The following is a 15,710-nucleotide window of genomic DNA, read 5'->3' as shown; positions in this document are numbered from 1 at the left end:
CGCCGGAAAATGCTCTAGCCGCTGTTGCGCAGGCCCGCGGAAATTCCGTTGATGGTGAGCTGGATACCCCGCAGCACCTGCTCATCCTCGCACTGCGCGCGATGGTCCTTCAGGAGTTCGACCTGCACATGATTGAGCGGATCGAGATAGGGAAAGCGGTTACGGATCGAGCGCTCAAGCAGCGGATTACCGGCAAGCAACCGCTCCTGCCCCATGATGGCGAGCAGCTTGTCGATGGTGAGATGCCACTCGCGCCGGATGCGTCCGAAGATCGCCTCGCGAAGTTCAACGTCGGGGACAAGATCGGCATAACGCGACGCGATCGCGATCGAACTTTTCGCGAGCACCATGTCCATGTTGGAAAGCAACATGCGGAAGAAGGGCCATTCCCCGTAAAGCTCCTGCAGGAACGCCATGCCTTTGTCGGGATGACTTTCTATCCACGCCTCCACCGCGCTGCCGAACCCGTACCAGCCCGGCAGCATCACCCGGCATTGCGCCCAACTGAAGACCCACGGAATCGCACGGAGGTCCTCGATCCGGCGCGTCTTCTTGCGTGACGCCGGCCGGCTGCCGATGTTCAATGTGGAGATTTCGTTGATGACGGTGGAGGCCCAGAAGTAGTCCTCGAAACCCGGCGTCTCAAAGACGAGGTCGCGATAAGCCTTGTAGGCAAGCGATGACAGCGACTCCATCGCGTCGAGGTATTCCAGGCTCGGGGCGCTCTGCCGCGGCTGTAACAGGCTGGCCTCCAGCGTGGCGGCGGCGAGGATCTCCAGATTGGAGCGGCCCACCTCGGCGTTGGAATACTTGCTGGAGATAATTTCACCCTGTTCAGTAATTCTGATCTGGCCGTTCACCGCGCCACCGGGTTGCGCGAGGATGGCATCGTAGCTCGGACCTCCGCCGCGGCCGACCGATCCGCCGCGACCGTGAAACAGGCGCAGCCGCACCTTGTGGCGCTCGAACACCTCGACCAGGCCGATCTCGGCTTTGTAAAGCTCCCATCCCGACGTGACGAAGCCGCCGTCCTTGTTGCTGTCGGAATAGCCGAGCATCACCTCCTGCAAGCCTCCACGGCTGTCGACCAGCGCCCGATACTCCGGCAGCGACAGCAACCGGTCCATGATGCCGGCACAGGCCTGCAAATCCTCGATGGTCTCGAACAACGGCACGATATTGATGGCGCTGTGCCCGGTGGGATCGAGAAGGTCGGCTTCCTTCAAAAGCAGCGCGACTTCGAGCAGGTCGGAAATGCCTTCGGTCATCGAGACGATGCATTGAGGGATCGCATCAGGGCCAAGCGTTCCGTGCGCCTCCGCCGCGGCGTGGAACACCGCAAGCTCGCCCTGCGTCTCGTCGCTGTATGTGATGAACGGCGATGTCAGCGGACGCGCGCTGCGCAGCTCCCTTAGCAACAGGACGATACGGGCCTCCTCGTCCAGCGTCAGATAGGACGTGCCCGGGCTGGCGGCGGCGAGCAGTTCGGCGATCGTTCTTTCATGAACGGTGGAGTTCTGCCGCAAGTCGAGACAGGCGAGATGGAAACCGAAACAGTCGGCGGCGCGGCGTAGTTTGCGCAGCCGCCCGCGCGCGATCACCGCCGAGTTATTCGCGGTCAATGAGTGGTGGAGAATATCGAGATCGGCGCTGAAGTCGGCGGCGCTCGCATAGGGCGGCGCCGCGCCGTATGGCGGGCGCAGCGTGTCCGCTTTCAGTTTCACGGCGGTGGCCGAAAGCCGCGCGTAAATGCCTGATACCGCGAGGCGGTAAGGCTCGCCGCGGCGATGCGGAGAGGTGTCGGCCGATCGCTCGGCCAGCGAACTCAGTTCCGGCGAGACATCCGTGAGATCGGCGGCCAGCGACAGTTCGCGGCCGAGTTCGTGCAGTTCATCGAGATAGTGACGCAGTATCCGCGAGACCTGCCAATGGAGGGTGCCGCGCATGACGTCCGCCGTCACAAAAGGATTGCCGTCGCGATCGCCGCCGATCCAGCTTCCGATCCGCAGGAACGACGCGATCTCGTTCGCGACGCCGCTCTCGTCCGGATCGTGCAGGCGATCTTCCAGCATGCAGTGCAGCCGCGGCACCTCGCGAAGGAACGTATAATCGTAGAACGACAGGCCGTTCGCGACTTCGTCGAGCACCGTCAGCTTGGTCCGCCTCAGGAGATCGGTCTGCCACAGCGTCAGCACCGCGCGGCGCAACTGTTCCTCGCTGGCCTCGTATTCGTCTGGCGTAAGTTGCATCCGTTCGCGACGGTCGAGCAGCGCCGCGACCTCCATCTCGCGATCGATGGTGCTTTTACGGCGAACCTCGGTCGGATGAGCGGTCAGCACCGGACTGACCACCGCGCTGTCGAAAAAATCTCGCAACTCGGCCGCGCTGAACCCGGCCTTGCGCGCGCAGGCAAGCGTGTGCGCCAGCCGGCCCTGATGCCACGCCCCACCCGCAAGGGTCTGGCTGCGCATCTGGCGGATATTGTTCTGATCCTCGGCGATGTTGGCGAGATGCGAGAAATAGCTGAAGGCGCGGACGACCAGCACCGTCTCGTCCGTCGACATGCCGTCGAGGATGGCTTCCAGTTCGCGCCGCGCGGGCTTGTCATCATCGCGGTGAAAGCGGATCGAGGTCTGCCGGATGCGTTCGACCAGATCGAACGCCTCCGGTCCCTCGCGATCACGCACGGTATCGCCGAGAATACGCCCGAGCAGCCGGATATCGTCGCGCAGCCTTGCGTCGAGGTCGGCGGCGTCAGACTCCGGCTGACCTGCACGAGGTAACGGCATCAGACTGGACATCACGCTGCTCCTGAAAAGTCGGTTCTTCAGTGGCAATTTTCCTGCTGCAACGCAAGAAATGCTGGCCCCTCGATGCACAAAAGATGGACGGCTTGGAAAAAGGCATGGTCGAACCGGCGGAATGAGGCGAGACGCCGCCATTGCCCGGCCACTCAAGTTATAAGAAAACCAATGCCATAGGTTCTTTGTCCCCGGATTATGCAAGGGGCGGCGGTGGCGCTGCGCCGAAAGCGGGGTTATCCTTGCGGAAAGAGGTCACCCGTCATTTCAAAGGACGACCGTGCATGTCCGTTCTCTCAGGATCCAAACCGGTCCTGAAAAGCGCCAGAGGCTCGCGCGTTTGAACTCGACGCGCCAGGCGGTATCCACGCCATCCGCCATGGCGTCCACCCCGGCCGGTTGCAGGACAAGACGCGATTCGCGCAGGCCAACTCCCCGCAAATCGCTCTCATTACCGAGAAGACCGAGATCGTATTTTGGTATTTCAAGCGCCAGCGTTCCAGCGTCGGACGGTGGCGGTCATTTCCCGGAGGAATCGATGTCCAGCCCTGCTCCCGTCACCGACTGGGTTCACGATTTTGACCATACCGATCCCCGCTGGACCGAAAATCCTTACCCGATCTGGGACGAGTTGCGCGCCAAATGTCCCATCGCTCACACCAACCGCTTTCTTGGGGTTTACCTGCCGACCACCTATGAGGCCGTCAAGCAAATCTCCCACGACACCGAGCATTTTTCGTCGCGCCGCGTGGTGGTTCGCAACTTCCGCCCGGAGCCTCCGCCGCCGGCGCCGCCCATCACATCGGACCCGCCCGCGCACAAACACGCCAAGCAGATCCTGCTCCCGCCTTTCGCGCCCGAAGCCGTGGCGAAGCTGAAACCGAGGATACGCGCGATCTGCAATGAACTGATCGACGGCTTCATAAACGAGAAAGGCTGCGACGCGGCGGCCCGCTATACGAGATACATTCCGACCCGGGCCATCACCATCATGCTGGGCGTGCCGGAAGAGGACGGCGATCTCTTCATCAAGTGGATTCACGAGATACTTGAAGTCGGCCTGAATGACGACGCGGCGGTGATGCAGGCCGTTCGTGAAATGGTCGGCTATTTCGCCGGGCAGATCGAAGCAAGAAAGAAACACCCGACCAGCGACCTGATCGCGACATTGATGAATGCGCGGGGCGAGGACGGACAACCGTTGACGGACATGCATGTCCAGGGCGCGCTGCGGTTGCTGCTGGTCGCCGGCATCGACACCGCGTGGGGCGCCATCGGCTCCTCGTTGTGGCACCTTGCGCAAACGCCGGCGGATCGCGAGCGTCTCATCGCCGAGCCGGAACTGATACCGACCGCCGTCGAGGAATTCCTGCGCGCCTTCGCGCCAGCCACATCGGGGCGCGAGGTCATGAAAGAAACCGCCGTGAGCGGCTGTCCGATGAAGCCCGGCAACATGGTGCTGCTATCGTTCCCGGCCGCCAACCGCGACCCGGCTGTCTTTCCCGATGCGGACAAGATCATCATCGACCGCAAGGAGAACCGCCACATCGCTTTCGGCGTCGGCATCCATCGCTGCGTCGGCGCCCACCTCGCCCGCATGGAAATGCTTGTTGCGATCGAAGAGTGGCTCAAACGAATTCCGGAGTTCCGGCTCGATCCGTCGGGCGAGGTGAAGTGGTCCGAGGGCAGCGTGCGCGGCCCGCGCCAGCTTCCGCTGCTGCTCGGCAAGGCTTGAAGTCCGATTCGACTGCGCAAAGGAAGGAAGCGAGACGTGCCGCACGAACGTTTCCAGTTTTCGGGATCAGGTGGTCATAAACTTGCGGCCACGCTGGACCTCCCCGACAGTGAGCCCGCAGCCTATGCGCTGTTCGCGCATTGCTTTACCTGCGGCAAGGATGTGCTTGCGGCACGGCGCATCGCCGACGGGCTGACGAGGCGGGGAATAGCCGTTCTGCGATTCGACTTCACCGGCCTCGGCGCCAGTGAAGACGAATTCGCCAACAGCACGTTCTCCTCCAATATCGCTGATCTGGTTCTGGCGGCCGACCATTTACGTCAAACCCGCAAGGCGCCGGCGCTTCTGATCGGCCACAGCCTCGGCGGCGCGGCCATTCTCGCTGCCGCGGCACGGATTCCCGAAGCAGAAGCGGTTGTGACGATCGCAGCGCCCTCAGATCCCGCGCATGTCACGCACCTGTTCGCCGATCACGTCGCGGACATCCGCGCGCAAGGCGCGGTCGAGGTGTCCCTCGCCGGCCGCCCGTTTCCGATCAGCCGGCAATTTCTCGACGATATCGCCGAGCACAACCTGACGGAGCAGATCGCGAACCTGCGAAAGGCGTTGCTGGTCCTGCATTCACCGACCGACGACATCGTCGGCATCGACAATGCCACCCGCATTTTCGTTGCTGCAAAACATCCAAAGAGCTTCATATCGCTCGCCGGCGCCGATCATCTGCTAAGCGAGAGGCGCGATACCGGCTACGTGGCGGAGGTGATCGCCTCCTGGGCGCAGCGCTATCTCGAATCGCAGCCCCCCGGCACCGCCGAAAGCCCGGCCTCGCGCAACGTCGTCGTCCGGGAAACCCGCCGCAGCAAATTTCAGCAGACGGTGACCGTCGGTCCACATCGGTTGATGGCCGACGAGCCTATACCGGTCGGCGGCGACGATACCGGACCCGGACCTTACGACTTCCTGCTTGCAGCGCTCGGCGCCTGCACCTCGATGACGCTGCGATTATATGCCGAGCGAAAGGCGCTGCCACTCGATCGCGTCACCGTAACGCTGCGGCACAGCAAGGTTCATGCGGCGGATTGCGCCGAGTGCGAAACCAAAACCGGCACACTCGACCAGATCGAGCGTGAAATCGCGATGGAAGGGACGCTGGACCCGGAACAGCGGCAGAAACTGATTGATATCGCGGACAAGTGTCCGGTTCACAGAACGCTGACGTCGGAGGTCCGCATCACGACACGCACGGCAAGCCGCTGAACCAGCGTCCACTCCCGAGCGCTACCCGCCAGGCCGAGGCTGAAACTTCACCGCCTCGCCGCCTCTACTTCTTGTCCTTTGTTGTTCGTCCGGTCCCAAGTCCCGACATGTTGACGAACATATCCTGGAAGCGCTCCGCCATCTTGGGATCGAACCAGTCCTTCATAATCGCTTCCGGCGAGAACTTGTCGAGGTTCTCCGCCATCTTCTGCTGAAGCTTGTCCATCACGGCATTCTGCATCGGCTGAACGTCCGGAAGTCCCAGAAACTGGCGGGCCTCAAGGGGCGTACATTCGATCTCGATGTTCATCTTCATGGCGCACTCCTGGATTGGCCTCGATATGCCAGCGGGAGGACAATATCGCCGCGATGACAGCCGTGGCGCAAGCGCCATGCGAACCGCACAGGTTTTAACGAAAGCGCTCCGCGGCAAACGGTCTCGGGTCTGCGAAAGGCGCGTCGCCCGTCATCATCTCGGCCAGCAGCCGGCCCGTGACCGGGCCCAGGGTCAGACCGTGATGCTGGTGCCCGAAGTTGAACCACAACCCCTCATGGCGGGCCGCCTTTCCGATCACCGGCAGCATATCGGGCATGCACGGACGCCGTCCCATCCAGGGCGTTGCCTCGATCGCCTCTCCAAGGGGAAACAATTCACGCGCCAGAGGCAGCGTTCGTTCGATCTGCACAGGGGTCGGAGGCGCATCGCGCCGCGCGAACTCCGCGCCGGTCGTCAAGCGAATGCCCTGATTCATCGGCGCCAGCAGATAGCCTCGATCCGAATCGAGAACCGGACGATTGAGAACCGCATTGCCGCGTGGGACCAGATGCAGGTGATACCCGCGCTTGATGCCGAGCGGCATGTCGTAGCCGAGCGGACGGAAGACATCATCCGACCACGGCCCCAGGGCGATCACGGCCTCGCGTCCCAACAGCGCTCCTTTCGGACCCTCGACGCGCCATGCCGCTTGACCTTGCGTCAGCGTGCGCGCGTCGGCCGCCATGAAACGCCCGCCTCGACGCACGAACAACGCGGCATAAGCCTTCGTCAGCGCTCCCGGATCCGGAATAAAGCCCGGCGCGGGCCAGTGAATGGCGCCGGCGAACGTTCCGGACAGATTCGGCTCGCGCGCGGCGATCGCCCTGGCGTCGAGAATATCCCCTTCAACCCCATACGGGCGAACGCGTTCGAGATCAGCGATGCCCTTGTCCAGCGTCGCCGTCGACCGGAACAGCTTGATCCAGCCCGTCCGGCGCAGAAGCTGCGGCACGCCCGCTTCCGCGATCAGGGCCTCATGCTCGGCAAGGCTGCGGCTGATCAGCGGCAGGGCAGCCATCGCGCTGCGCAACGCGCGCTCGGGCGCGGATGCAAAAACATAGCGGATCAACCACGGCAAAAACGCAGGCAGATCGCGGAAGCGATAATGCGCTTCGGGAAAACGGTTCAGCGCATAGCGCAGGACCTGGCGCAGATCGTAGGGAAACACGTACGGGAAAACCGACGCGGATTCGATCAGGCCTGCGTTTCCGTAGCTCGTCTCCCGGCCCGCCCCGTCGTGCCGGTCGACCAGGATGACATCGCGCCCCCGCTTCTGGAGATGCAGCGCCGCGGAAACGCCGACAATTCCCGCGCCGAGAACCAGAACATCGGATTTGACTAGCGCCACACGAATCTCCGAACGCAGGACCGTACGGCCTCGCCGAACGTCACCCCTCACATTTAAGTATTGCGGTTCAGGTGCGCAAACCGCCCCGTTTGTGGGTGGTGATTGTCCGCCATCCTCAACTTGCAGATCGTCAACTTGCGGACAGGCTGGACCGTGGGAGCCACAGAGGCGGCTCGGCCATCGCCGCCGGACACCATCCAAGCCTTCGCCGGGTGACAGCCGACGAGAGTTTATAGACGAGAGTTTATGTCGGTCGCAGCGCTTTCGACTCCATGTCGAATTCAGCGATCTGCCTGCGACGTTCAGACTTGGTGCCGCTAAGGTGATCGGTCGCGATCGCAACATAGACAGCCGGAAGCACGAACAGGGTGAACAGCGTTCCGATCATCATGCCGGCCACGACCACGAGGCCGATCGAGAACCGGCTCGCCGCGCCCGCTCCCGACGCCGTCAGCAGCGGCAGCAGACCTGTAACCATCGCCGCGGTCGTCATCAGGATCGGACGCAGCCGGACCCGCGCCGCTTTCTCGATCGCCGCCCGTTTGTCGAGCTTCTCGTTGAGCTGAAGTTCGTTGGCGAATTCGACCATCAGGATGCCGTGCTTGCTGATAAGGCCGATCAGCGTCAGCAGGCCAACCTGGGTATAGATGTTGATCGTCGCGACGCCGAAGAACAGCGGGATCAGCGCACCGAGGATCGCCATCGGCACGCTGATCATGATGACGAGCGGGTCACGCAGGCTTTCGAACTGCGCCGCCAGCACCAGGAAGATGATGATGAGCGCGAAGCCGAAGGCAATCGCGAGCTGATTGCCTTCCGTGACGTATTGCCGTGCGTCGGCGAGATAATCGTGACTGAATCCCTTCGGCAGGTTTTTCGCCTGCTGTTCGAGGAACTCCACGGCCTTGCCCACCGTCACGCCCGGCATCGGCACGGCCTGGAAGGTCGCCGCATTGAGCTGGTTGTAGTGGGTCAGCGCGTTGGGATCGGTTTCAGTCTTGATCGAGACCAGCGTGGACAGCGGAATCTGCTGGCCGCCGGCCCCCGGCACGTAATACCCATCGAGGGATTGCGGTGACAGGCGCTCGCCGCGTGGCACCTGCGGGATCACCTGATAAGAGCGTCCCTGAAGGTTGAAACGGTTCACATAGTTGCCGCCGAGCAGCGTCGCCAGCGTCCCGCCGAGCTGCTGCATGGTGACGCCGAGGTCATTGGCCTTGGTCCGATCGATAGCGACGCGCACCACCGGCTGGTTATAGTCGAGGTCGCTGTCGGAAACGATGAACAGACCACTCTTCTGCGCCGCCTCCTTGAGCTTGATCATCTCCTCATAGACTGTCTGAAAGCTGGATGTGCTGTAGAGCACCATCTGCACCGGCAGACCGCCCGGACCGCCCGGCAGCGGGGGTCGGTTGAAGGCGAAAGCGTTCACGCCCTCCACCTTGCTGATTTCACCTTGCACCAGCGGCTTGATGGTCATCGCGGAGCGCTTGCGTTCGTCCCACGGTTTCAACAACATGCCAGCGATACCATCGTTGATGCCGTTGGTGCCGTTGATCACGAAGCGCAGGTCGGTCTCGGGAAAATTCGCATATGCCTTGTCGAGCTTGTCGCCGTAAAAATCCATGTAGTCGATGTTGGCGTATTTCGGCGCCTTGATGACCGCGAACACGATGCCCTGATCCTCTTCAGGCGCCAGCTCCGTTGAGGTGTTCATGTAAAGAAAGCCGACCAGCCCGAGGATCGTCACCGCGAACATCGCCGTCACCGGCCGGTAGTCGAGCGAGCGATCCAGCTTCCGGCCATACCAGTCGGTAACCGAACTGAAAATCCTGTCGACCTTCGCTGCGAACCACCCCTGCCCGCCGTGCTTGAGCAGCACCGAGCACATCATCGGCGACAGTGTCAGCGCGATGACGCCGGAGACGATCACCGCCCCGGCCAGCGTGAAAGCGAATTCGCGAAACAGCGCGCCGGTGAGACCGCCGAGGAAGCCGATCGGCGCATACACCGCGGCCAGCGTGATCGTCATCGAGATGACCGGGCCGACGATTTCGCGCGCGCCCTGCAATGACGCCTGAACCGCCGACTTGCCCTCTTCGAGATGCCGGTGAATGTTCTCCACCACCACGATGGCGTCATCGACCACCAGGCCGATCGCCAGCACCATCGCCAGCAGCGTCAGCAGGTTGAAGCTGAACCCCGCCGCCAGCATCAGCGCGCAGACGCCGATCAGCGACAACGGGATCGTTACCACCGGGATGATGACCGAACGCAGCGAGGCGAGAAACAGGAAGATCACGACGATAACGATGAGGACCGCCTCGATCAGCGTATTCTGCACCTCATGGATCGAGGAGGTAATGAACTTGGTCGAATCGTAAGCCACCTTCATCTTCATCGAGGGGGGAAGATTGCGCTCGATGTCCGGAAACAGCGCCCGTACTCCGGAGACGATGTTCAGCGGGTTGCCCTGCGGGGTCGCCTGCACGCCGATGAAGATCGCGCGCTGTCCGCTGAAAGCGACGCTGGCGTTCGTGCTTTGCGCCGCGAGTTCCACCTTGGCGATGTCTTCCATGCGCACGAAGCCGCCGTCCTTGGCCTTCACCGTCATGCGCTTGAACTGCTCGACGCTTTGCAGGTCGGTATTGGTGGTAACGTTGGAGATCGTATAGTAGCCCTTGGTCTGGCCCGCCGCCGCCTGGAAGTTGTTGGCGGCGATCGCGATAGCGACTTCCGCGGTGGTCACGTTGCGCCCGGCCATCTTCATCGGATCAAGCCACACCCGCATCGCGAAAGTCTGGCCGCCCAGAATGTCGGCCGAAGCCACGCCGTCCACGGTCGAGAGGATGGGCTGCACCACGCGCGTCAGGTAATCGGAAATGGCCGAACCCGACAGTTCGTCGCTCGAGAAGCCGATATACATCACCGCCGTGGTCTCGCCGGTGGACTTCAGGATCACCGGGTCGTTGGCTTCCTTCGGGATCAGATATCTCACCGAATTGACCTTCGACAAAACCTCTGTGAGCGCCGCGTTCGGATCGAAGTTCAGCTTGACGTAGACCTTGATCTGGCTCTGGCCCTGGGTCGAGGTGGAGGTGATGTAGTCAACGCCTTCGGCCGACGCGACCGCCTGCTCGATCGGCGTGGTGATAAAGCCCTGCATCAGATCCGGCGACGCGCCCGGATAGATCGTGGAGACGGTGATCACGGTGTTGGACAGCTTCGGATACTGCCGGACCGGCAAGTTGAACGCCGCCGCCAGGCCGATCAGCAGGATCAGCAGGCTGACGACGACCGACAATATCGGCCGCTTGATGAAGATGTCCGTGAATGCCATGAAGGCGCTCCATTGACGCGTGGCTGTTCCGGCGAGCGGAGCATGACCGCGAGGCGTTCGATCGATCCGGAGCCGCCGACGTGGCGGATCCCGCTCTTTAATCAGTTCAGCGGCGTCTCCGCCGGAATCTGCGGCATCGGATCTTTCGAGATCTCGACCGCGGCGCCCGACTGCAGCTTGAGTTGGCCGACCGCGGCGACCCTGTCGCCGGGCTGCACGCCTTTCTCGATGATGGCGCGACCATTGATCCGGTCGCCGGTGCGGACAAAGGTGCGCTCGACCGTCAAGCTGGTCTTGCCGTCATCCTCCTTCTTCTCCTTGATGAGATAGACGGAGTCGCCATACAGCGTGTAATCGACCGCGGTTTCCGGGACCGTGACAGCCGCCGGCTTGTCCGGCAGCACCACGATCACATCGGCGAACATGCCGGGTTTAAGGATGTTGTCCGGATTGACGATGGTGGCCTGGACGCGGATGTTGCGGGTTTCGGCGGCTATCTGGGGCTCGATGGTGGTGATCTTGCCGTCAAACTCCCTGCCCGGATAGGCATCGACCGACACCCGCACCGTCTGGCCGACCGCAAGCCGCGCGCTGTCCTTTTCAGTCACGGTGAAGTTCGCGAACAGGGTCGACAGATCGGTCAGCGACACGATCTGCGTCCCCGCGTTCAGGAACTGTCCCACTTCCACCTGACGCACGCCGAGCACGCCGTCGAACGGCGCGCGCACCAGCTTCTGCGAAATGATCGCTTCGGTCTTGGCGATGCCGGCATTGGCCTGGTCGAAAGCAGCCTGCGCCTGGTCCACCGTCACCTGCGGACCGACCTGGCGCGCGGCGAGCTGCTTCGCCCGCTCCAGGGCAAGTCTCGAAACCGTCGCCTGGGCCTTGAAGCTGGCCAGATCACCCTGCTCCGGCTGGTCGAACAATTGAACCAGCGGCGCTCCCTTGACGACGCGGCTGCCGGCGGTGAACAAAATCTCGGTGATGCGGCCGTTCACATCGGACGTTACATTGACCTGATGCACCGCGGCCAGGCTGCCCACCGCCCGCTGCAGGTTGGGCAGGACTTCCGATTTGACCTCGACCGCGCTGATCGTCACCGGCGGCGGCTTATTATTGGCAAAGAACTGCGCGATCATGTGCGCGCGAAACGCGTTGAACCCGACCAGCCCGCCGACCAGCAACGCAAGCAGTATGCCGGCAATGATAAACCAGCGAACCATGCGCACCGGGCGCTTGCGAGGATTCTCGTCCAGTTCGCGCGGCGGTACGTCGGTCTTGTCGCCGGTATCGCCTTCCCTTCTTACCGTCATGTCATGCACTTTCTGCGGCCGACGTTTGGGCGGCGTTGAATACAGGTTCCCGGTCCAGATGCAAGGCAATCGCCGCTGCATTCAAACCGATCCCCCGAAGAATGAATTCACAAATCTGCCGTTCCAGGTCGGGCTCGCCGCCATATGACAGGGCTGGAACGGAGGGAAACCTGGTGAGAACCAACATGAGAACCGTATGATGAGCGAACCAGAACAGATTGAGCGGATCACGCCCGACCCGCTCGGCATCCCCTTCTGCAATCGCCTGCTCAAGTGAAGCTGTGAAGGCCCGGCCGATCAGATCCCGGATTTTCTCGTACAGTAATCGGGCAAACTCACCGTCGTCGAGCTGACTTGAAACCATGAGGCGCAGGCGCTGCGCTTCCTGCTGATCCGGCGAAGCGGAGACGTTCAGAAAGTGCCTGACCATGCCGCGGACAAGGATAACGAGCGTCTCCGTCGAGGGCTCGCGATCAAGCAGGCGATGCAGCGCCGGATCCGCCTCGCAGGCTTCAGCCAGAATTTCGGCGTAGAGCGCGGCCTTGGTGGGAAAATGCTTGAACAGCAACGCCTCTGAGATCGATGCGGCGGTCGCAACGCTCTTGGTCGTCGTACCCGCAAATCCGTGGCGTGCGAAACACTGTTTCGCAGCGCTCAGAATCAACTCACGTCGCAGATCGCCGGTCATCCGCAGGCTGCTCATAGCGTCGTGAGTAAGCACTCACTTCAATTTAGTCAAGACCAATGTTGCATTGCATCAATTCAATTCAATTCAAGATCGAAATGATCCGGAAGCCCTTTTTAGATGCCGGGGAAGCGATGGAATACGGCGGTCGGGCGGTTACGGGAAAAGTCCGCGCGTTGCCTTCGCGGACCGCACTTTCTCAACGCCGAGCGCCATCGCGGCGGTGCGATGCGAAATACGGTCCCTTTTCGCCCGCTCGACCATCTGGGCGAAGGCGCGATCAAGGATCTGGTATTCGCGGCGCGTCACCTGGTCTTCTTCCCAGAACAGCTGCTGCAAACCCTGAACCCATTCGAAGTAGCTGACCACCACGCCGCCGGAATTGCAAAGGATGTCCGGGATCAGGAAAATCTCGTCCTGTCGCGTTTCCAGGATCAGGTCGGCTTCAGGCGTCGTCGGCCCGTTGGCGCCCTCGGCCAGAACGCGGCATTTCAGGTTCTCGGCGACGCGCGCGTCGATCACGCGCTCCACCGCGGCGGGAACGAGCACGTCGCACGGCAGGGTCAGGATTGCCGCGGGATCGTATGAAAGCTGGTTGGAGTATCCCGCGATGCTTCCCTGCGCCCCGGTGTGGCGCAGCAGCCCGGGAATATCCAGGCCCTTGCTGTCGTAAAGGGCGCCGGTGTGATCGCTCACCGCGATGATCTTGACGCCGGAATTGTAAAGTTCGAGCGCCGCCTGGGAGCCGACGTTGCCAAAGCCCTGAACGACGGCGGTCGCACCACCGAACGCGATGCCGCGTTCGTTCATGACGCGGCGGACGAGATGGGCAACGCCGCGGCCCGTGGCCTCGCGACGGCCGAGCGTGCCGCCCGTGCTGACGGGCTTGCCGGTGACGATCTCGGTGACGGTGCGGCCCTGATACATGGAATAGGTATCCATGAACCAGGCCATCACCTGCTCGTTCGTGCCCATGTCGGGCGCCATCACATCGGTGTGCGGCCCGACGAACGGAATCATCTCCTGCATGTAACGGCGCGACAGTCCTTCCAACTCGCGCATCGAGAGCGATTGCGGATCGACGCTGACGCCGCCTTTGGCTCCGCCATAGGGCAATCCGACCAGCGCGCATTTCCAGCTCATCCAGATGGCGAGCGCGGCCACCTCGCCGATATCCACGCACGGCGCAAAGCGCGTGCCGCCCTTGGTCGGACCCAGCGTGAGGTGATGCTGCACGCGGTATCCCTCGAAAACCGCGATCGATCCGTCGTCGCGATGCACCGGGCAGGAAATCGTGATGGCGCGCTTGGGCATCAGGATGCGCTCTCGCTCATCCATCGGGATCGACAGGTGATCAGCGATGACCCCGAATTGCTGAACCGCCATGTCGAAGACCGGGCCGGCGTAAACCGTCATGGTTCTCTCCCTGTGTGTCTGATTCGCGAACCGTGCCAGGCTATTGATCCGCCGGATACGTCGCGCCGAAAGCGAGCCTTCGCTATGCCTTCAGGATGGTGAGCCGTCAGTTATGCAGTCCAATGATAACATCCATCGCCCGGATACAGGCTGTATAAAAGCATCATGTGAAGCCTGTGCGTCCACCGATCGCCGCATGATGGAGGCCGCGATGGTTCAACGGACGCACAGGTTATCGAGCCTGACCATCGGAAGGCGATGTTTCCACCGGCGGGACGTCAGGCAAGCGCTCGCTTGAGATCGAAAGCGGGATCGGCAGCCTGCTCCGGCGGGATCGAACCGTTCACGGCCAGAAAGCGACGGCCGAAGACGTGATCCGATGCACGGTTGACCGACTCGACGCCGATCAGACAACCGCCCTTGTAACAGAACGCGGAGAACGACCCCTGCCCGACGTCGCCACGCACGACGACCTGATCGTAACCGGTCGTCAAACCCGCGATTTGCAGCTTGTCCGGCCCCTGATCGCTCCAGAACCACGGAAAACCGTCATAGTTCTTCGCGTGACCGGTCAGCCGCGCCGCCACGCAGCGAGCCTGATCGGTCGCGTTCTGCACGGATTCGAGCCGCAGCGACGCCCCGAAACGCTCGCTCGCAAACAACGCGCAGTCACCGATCGCCGAAATGTTCGGGTCGGCGGTGAGCAGATGCTCATTGACGATAATTCCGGAGGCCACCGGCAGGCCCGCCTCCCCCGCCAGTTCGACATTGGGCAGAACGCCGATGCCGACCACCACGAGATCCGCCGGGAGTTGTCTGCCGTCGCTCAAGGCGACGCCCGACACGCGACCTCCGTCGCCGGCGATGCTCGTCGCCTGCACCCCGAAATGAAGGCGAATCCCCGCTTCGCTATGGCGCTGCTGAAAGAACTCCGAGATCTCCGGCGTCACAGCACGCGCCATCACGCGCGGCGCAAGCTCCACGACATCGACCTCAAGCCCCTTCGCCCGCGCCGTGGCCGCGAATTCGAGACCGATAAAGCCCGCCCCGACAACGACCACCCGCCGCCGGGTGGCAAAGAGCTGCCGCAGCTTCTCGCTCTCGTCGAGCGATCGTAGATACAGGACATCCTCCAGATCGGCGTTGGGAACGTCGAGCAGACGGTTGCGCGCGCCCGTCGCCAGGACGAGGTGTTTATAAGGCCGGGACGCACCGGAGGCACACACGAGTTGAAGCGCGCCACGGTCGATGGCGACGGCGCGATCGGCGATCAGTTCGATACGCTGATCGTGGTAGAACTTCTCCGGCCTGAACATCACCGAATCCGGGCTTCCGCCGCCTTTCAGGTAGGCTTTGGAGAGCGGAGGCCGCTGGTAGGGCAGATGCGGCTCGTCATTGATCAGACCGACAGGCCCCTCGTACCCGGCCTGACGAAGCGAAACGGCAAGTTGAAAGCCGGCATGGCCAGCCCCGACGATCAGAATCGGTGCGTCCTCCAT

Annotated in this window: 10 protein-coding genes; 2 read left to right on the top strand and 8 right to left on the bottom strand. The window is 62.4% G+C overall.

Features of this window, described 5'->3' with window-relative positions; genetic code table 11:
• Positions 1 to 14 precede the first annotated feature (14 nt).
• Positions 15 to 2,789: a phosphoenolpyruvate carboxylase gene (gene ppc, locus NWI01_RS02920; RefSeq protein ID WP_244613621.1), complete on the bottom strand. Its 2,775-nt coding sequence runs from the start codon at positions 2,787 to 2,789 to the stop codon at positions 15 to 17.
• A gap of 550 nt (positions 2,790 to 3,339) precedes the next feature.
• Between ppc and NWI01_RS02915 the strand changes: the two genes are divergently transcribed.
• Positions 3,340 to 4,536, top strand: coding sequence for a cytochrome P450 (locus tag NWI01_RS02915; protein WP_141382448.1), 1,197 nt, complete (start codon positions 3,340 to 3,342; stop codon positions 4,534 to 4,536).
• A 36-nt stretch (positions 4,537 to 4,572) separates the two neighbouring features.
• Positions 4,573 to 5,793, top strand: a complete 1,221-nt coding sequence (locus NWI01_RS02910; RefSeq protein WP_141382447.1) for a bifunctional alpha/beta hydrolase/OsmC family protein — start codon at positions 4,573 to 4,575, stop codon at positions 5,791 to 5,793.
• A 64-nt stretch (positions 5,794 to 5,857) separates the two neighbouring features.
• On the opposite strand, the gene NWI01_RS02905 is transcribed toward NWI01_RS02910, so the two are convergent.
• The 7 genes from NWI01_RS02905 to NWI01_RS02875 form a co-directional block, all read right to left on the bottom strand.
• Positions 5,858 to 6,109 carry a DUF6489 family protein gene (locus NWI01_RS02905; RefSeq protein ID WP_141382446.1) on the bottom strand — a complete coding sequence of 84 codons (252 nt, stop codon included), beginning with the start codon at positions 6,107 to 6,109 and terminating at the stop codon, positions 5,858 to 5,860.
• Between the two features lie 94 nt (positions 6,110 to 6,203).
• Entirely contained in the window at positions 6,204 to 7,457 is a 1,254-nt protein-coding gene (locus NWI01_RS02900; RefSeq protein ID WP_141382445.1) for an NAD(P)/FAD-dependent oxidoreductase, read from the bottom strand.
• Positions 7,458 to 7,701: 244 nt separating this feature from the next.
• Complete coding sequence (locus NWI01_RS02895) at positions 7,702 to 10,797, bottom strand: multidrug efflux RND transporter permease subunit (RefSeq protein ID WP_141382444.1); 3,096 nt, start codon at positions 10,795 to 10,797, stop codon at positions 7,702 to 7,704.
• 101 nt (positions 10,798 to 10,898) lie between these two features.
• Positions 10,899 to 12,110, bottom strand: coding sequence for an efflux RND transporter periplasmic adaptor subunit (locus NWI01_RS02890; RefSeq protein WP_141382443.1), 1,212 nt, complete (start codon positions 12,108 to 12,110; stop codon positions 10,899 to 10,901).
• Position 12,111: 1 nt separating this feature from the next.
• Positions 12,112 to 12,813: a TetR/AcrR family transcriptional regulator gene (locus NWI01_RS02885; protein ID WP_141382442.1), complete on the bottom strand. Its 702-nt coding sequence runs from the start codon at positions 12,811 to 12,813 to the stop codon at positions 12,112 to 12,114.
• Between the two features lie 138 nt (positions 12,814 to 12,951).
• Positions 12,952 to 14,211 carry a Glu/Leu/Phe/Val family dehydrogenase gene (locus tag NWI01_RS02880; protein ID WP_141382441.1) on the bottom strand — a complete coding sequence of 420 codons (1,260 nt, stop codon included), beginning with the start codon at positions 14,209 to 14,211 and terminating at the stop codon, positions 12,952 to 12,954.
• A gap of 278 nt (positions 14,212 to 14,489) precedes the next feature.
• A complete protein-coding gene (locus NWI01_RS02875; protein WP_141382440.1) occupies positions 14,490 to 15,710 on the bottom strand; it encodes an NAD(P)/FAD-dependent oxidoreductase in 1,221 nt (406 codons plus the stop codon).

The organism is Nitrobacter winogradskyi (genome assembly GCF_006539545.1).
GTDB lineage: Bacteria > Pseudomonadota > Alphaproteobacteria > Rhizobiales > Xanthobacteraceae > Nitrobacter > Nitrobacter winogradskyi_A.
The sequence above is the reverse complement of the archived record's forward strand: the minus strand, read 5'-3'. Positions and strand labels throughout refer to the sequence as shown.

Bases quoted from the DNA above. Each gene is read 5' to 3' on its own strand.
- ppc (WP_244613621.1), bottom strand. From the start codon at position 2,789: ATGCCGTTACCTCGTGCAGGTCAGCCGGAGTCTGACGCCGCCGACCTC.
- NWI01_RS02915 (WP_141382448.1), top strand. From the start codon at position 3,340: ATGTCCAGCCCTGCTCCCGTCACCGACTGGGTTCACGATTTTGACCAT.
- NWI01_RS02905 (WP_141382446.1), bottom strand. From the start codon at position 6,109: ATGAAGATGAACATCGAGATCGAATGTACGCCCCTTGAGGCCCGCCAG.
- NWI01_RS02895 (WP_141382444.1), bottom strand. From the start codon at position 10,797: ATGGCATTCACGGACATCTTCATCAAGCGGCCGATATTGTCGGTCGTC.
- NWI01_RS02890 (WP_141382443.1), bottom strand. From the start codon at position 12,110: ATGACGGTAAGAAGGGAAGGCGATACCGGCGACAAGACCGACGTACCG.
- NWI01_RS02885 (WP_141382442.1), bottom strand. From the start codon at position 12,813: ATGAGCAGCCTGCGGATGACCGGCGATCTGCGACGTGAGTTGATTCTG.
- NWI01_RS02880 (WP_141382441.1), bottom strand. From the start codon at position 14,211: ATGACGGTTTACGCCGGCCCGGTCTTCGACATGGCGGTTCAGCAATTC.
- NWI01_RS02875 (WP_141382440.1), bottom strand. From the start codon at position 15,710: ATGGAGGACGCACCGATTCTGATCGTCGGGGCTGGCCATGCCGGCTTT.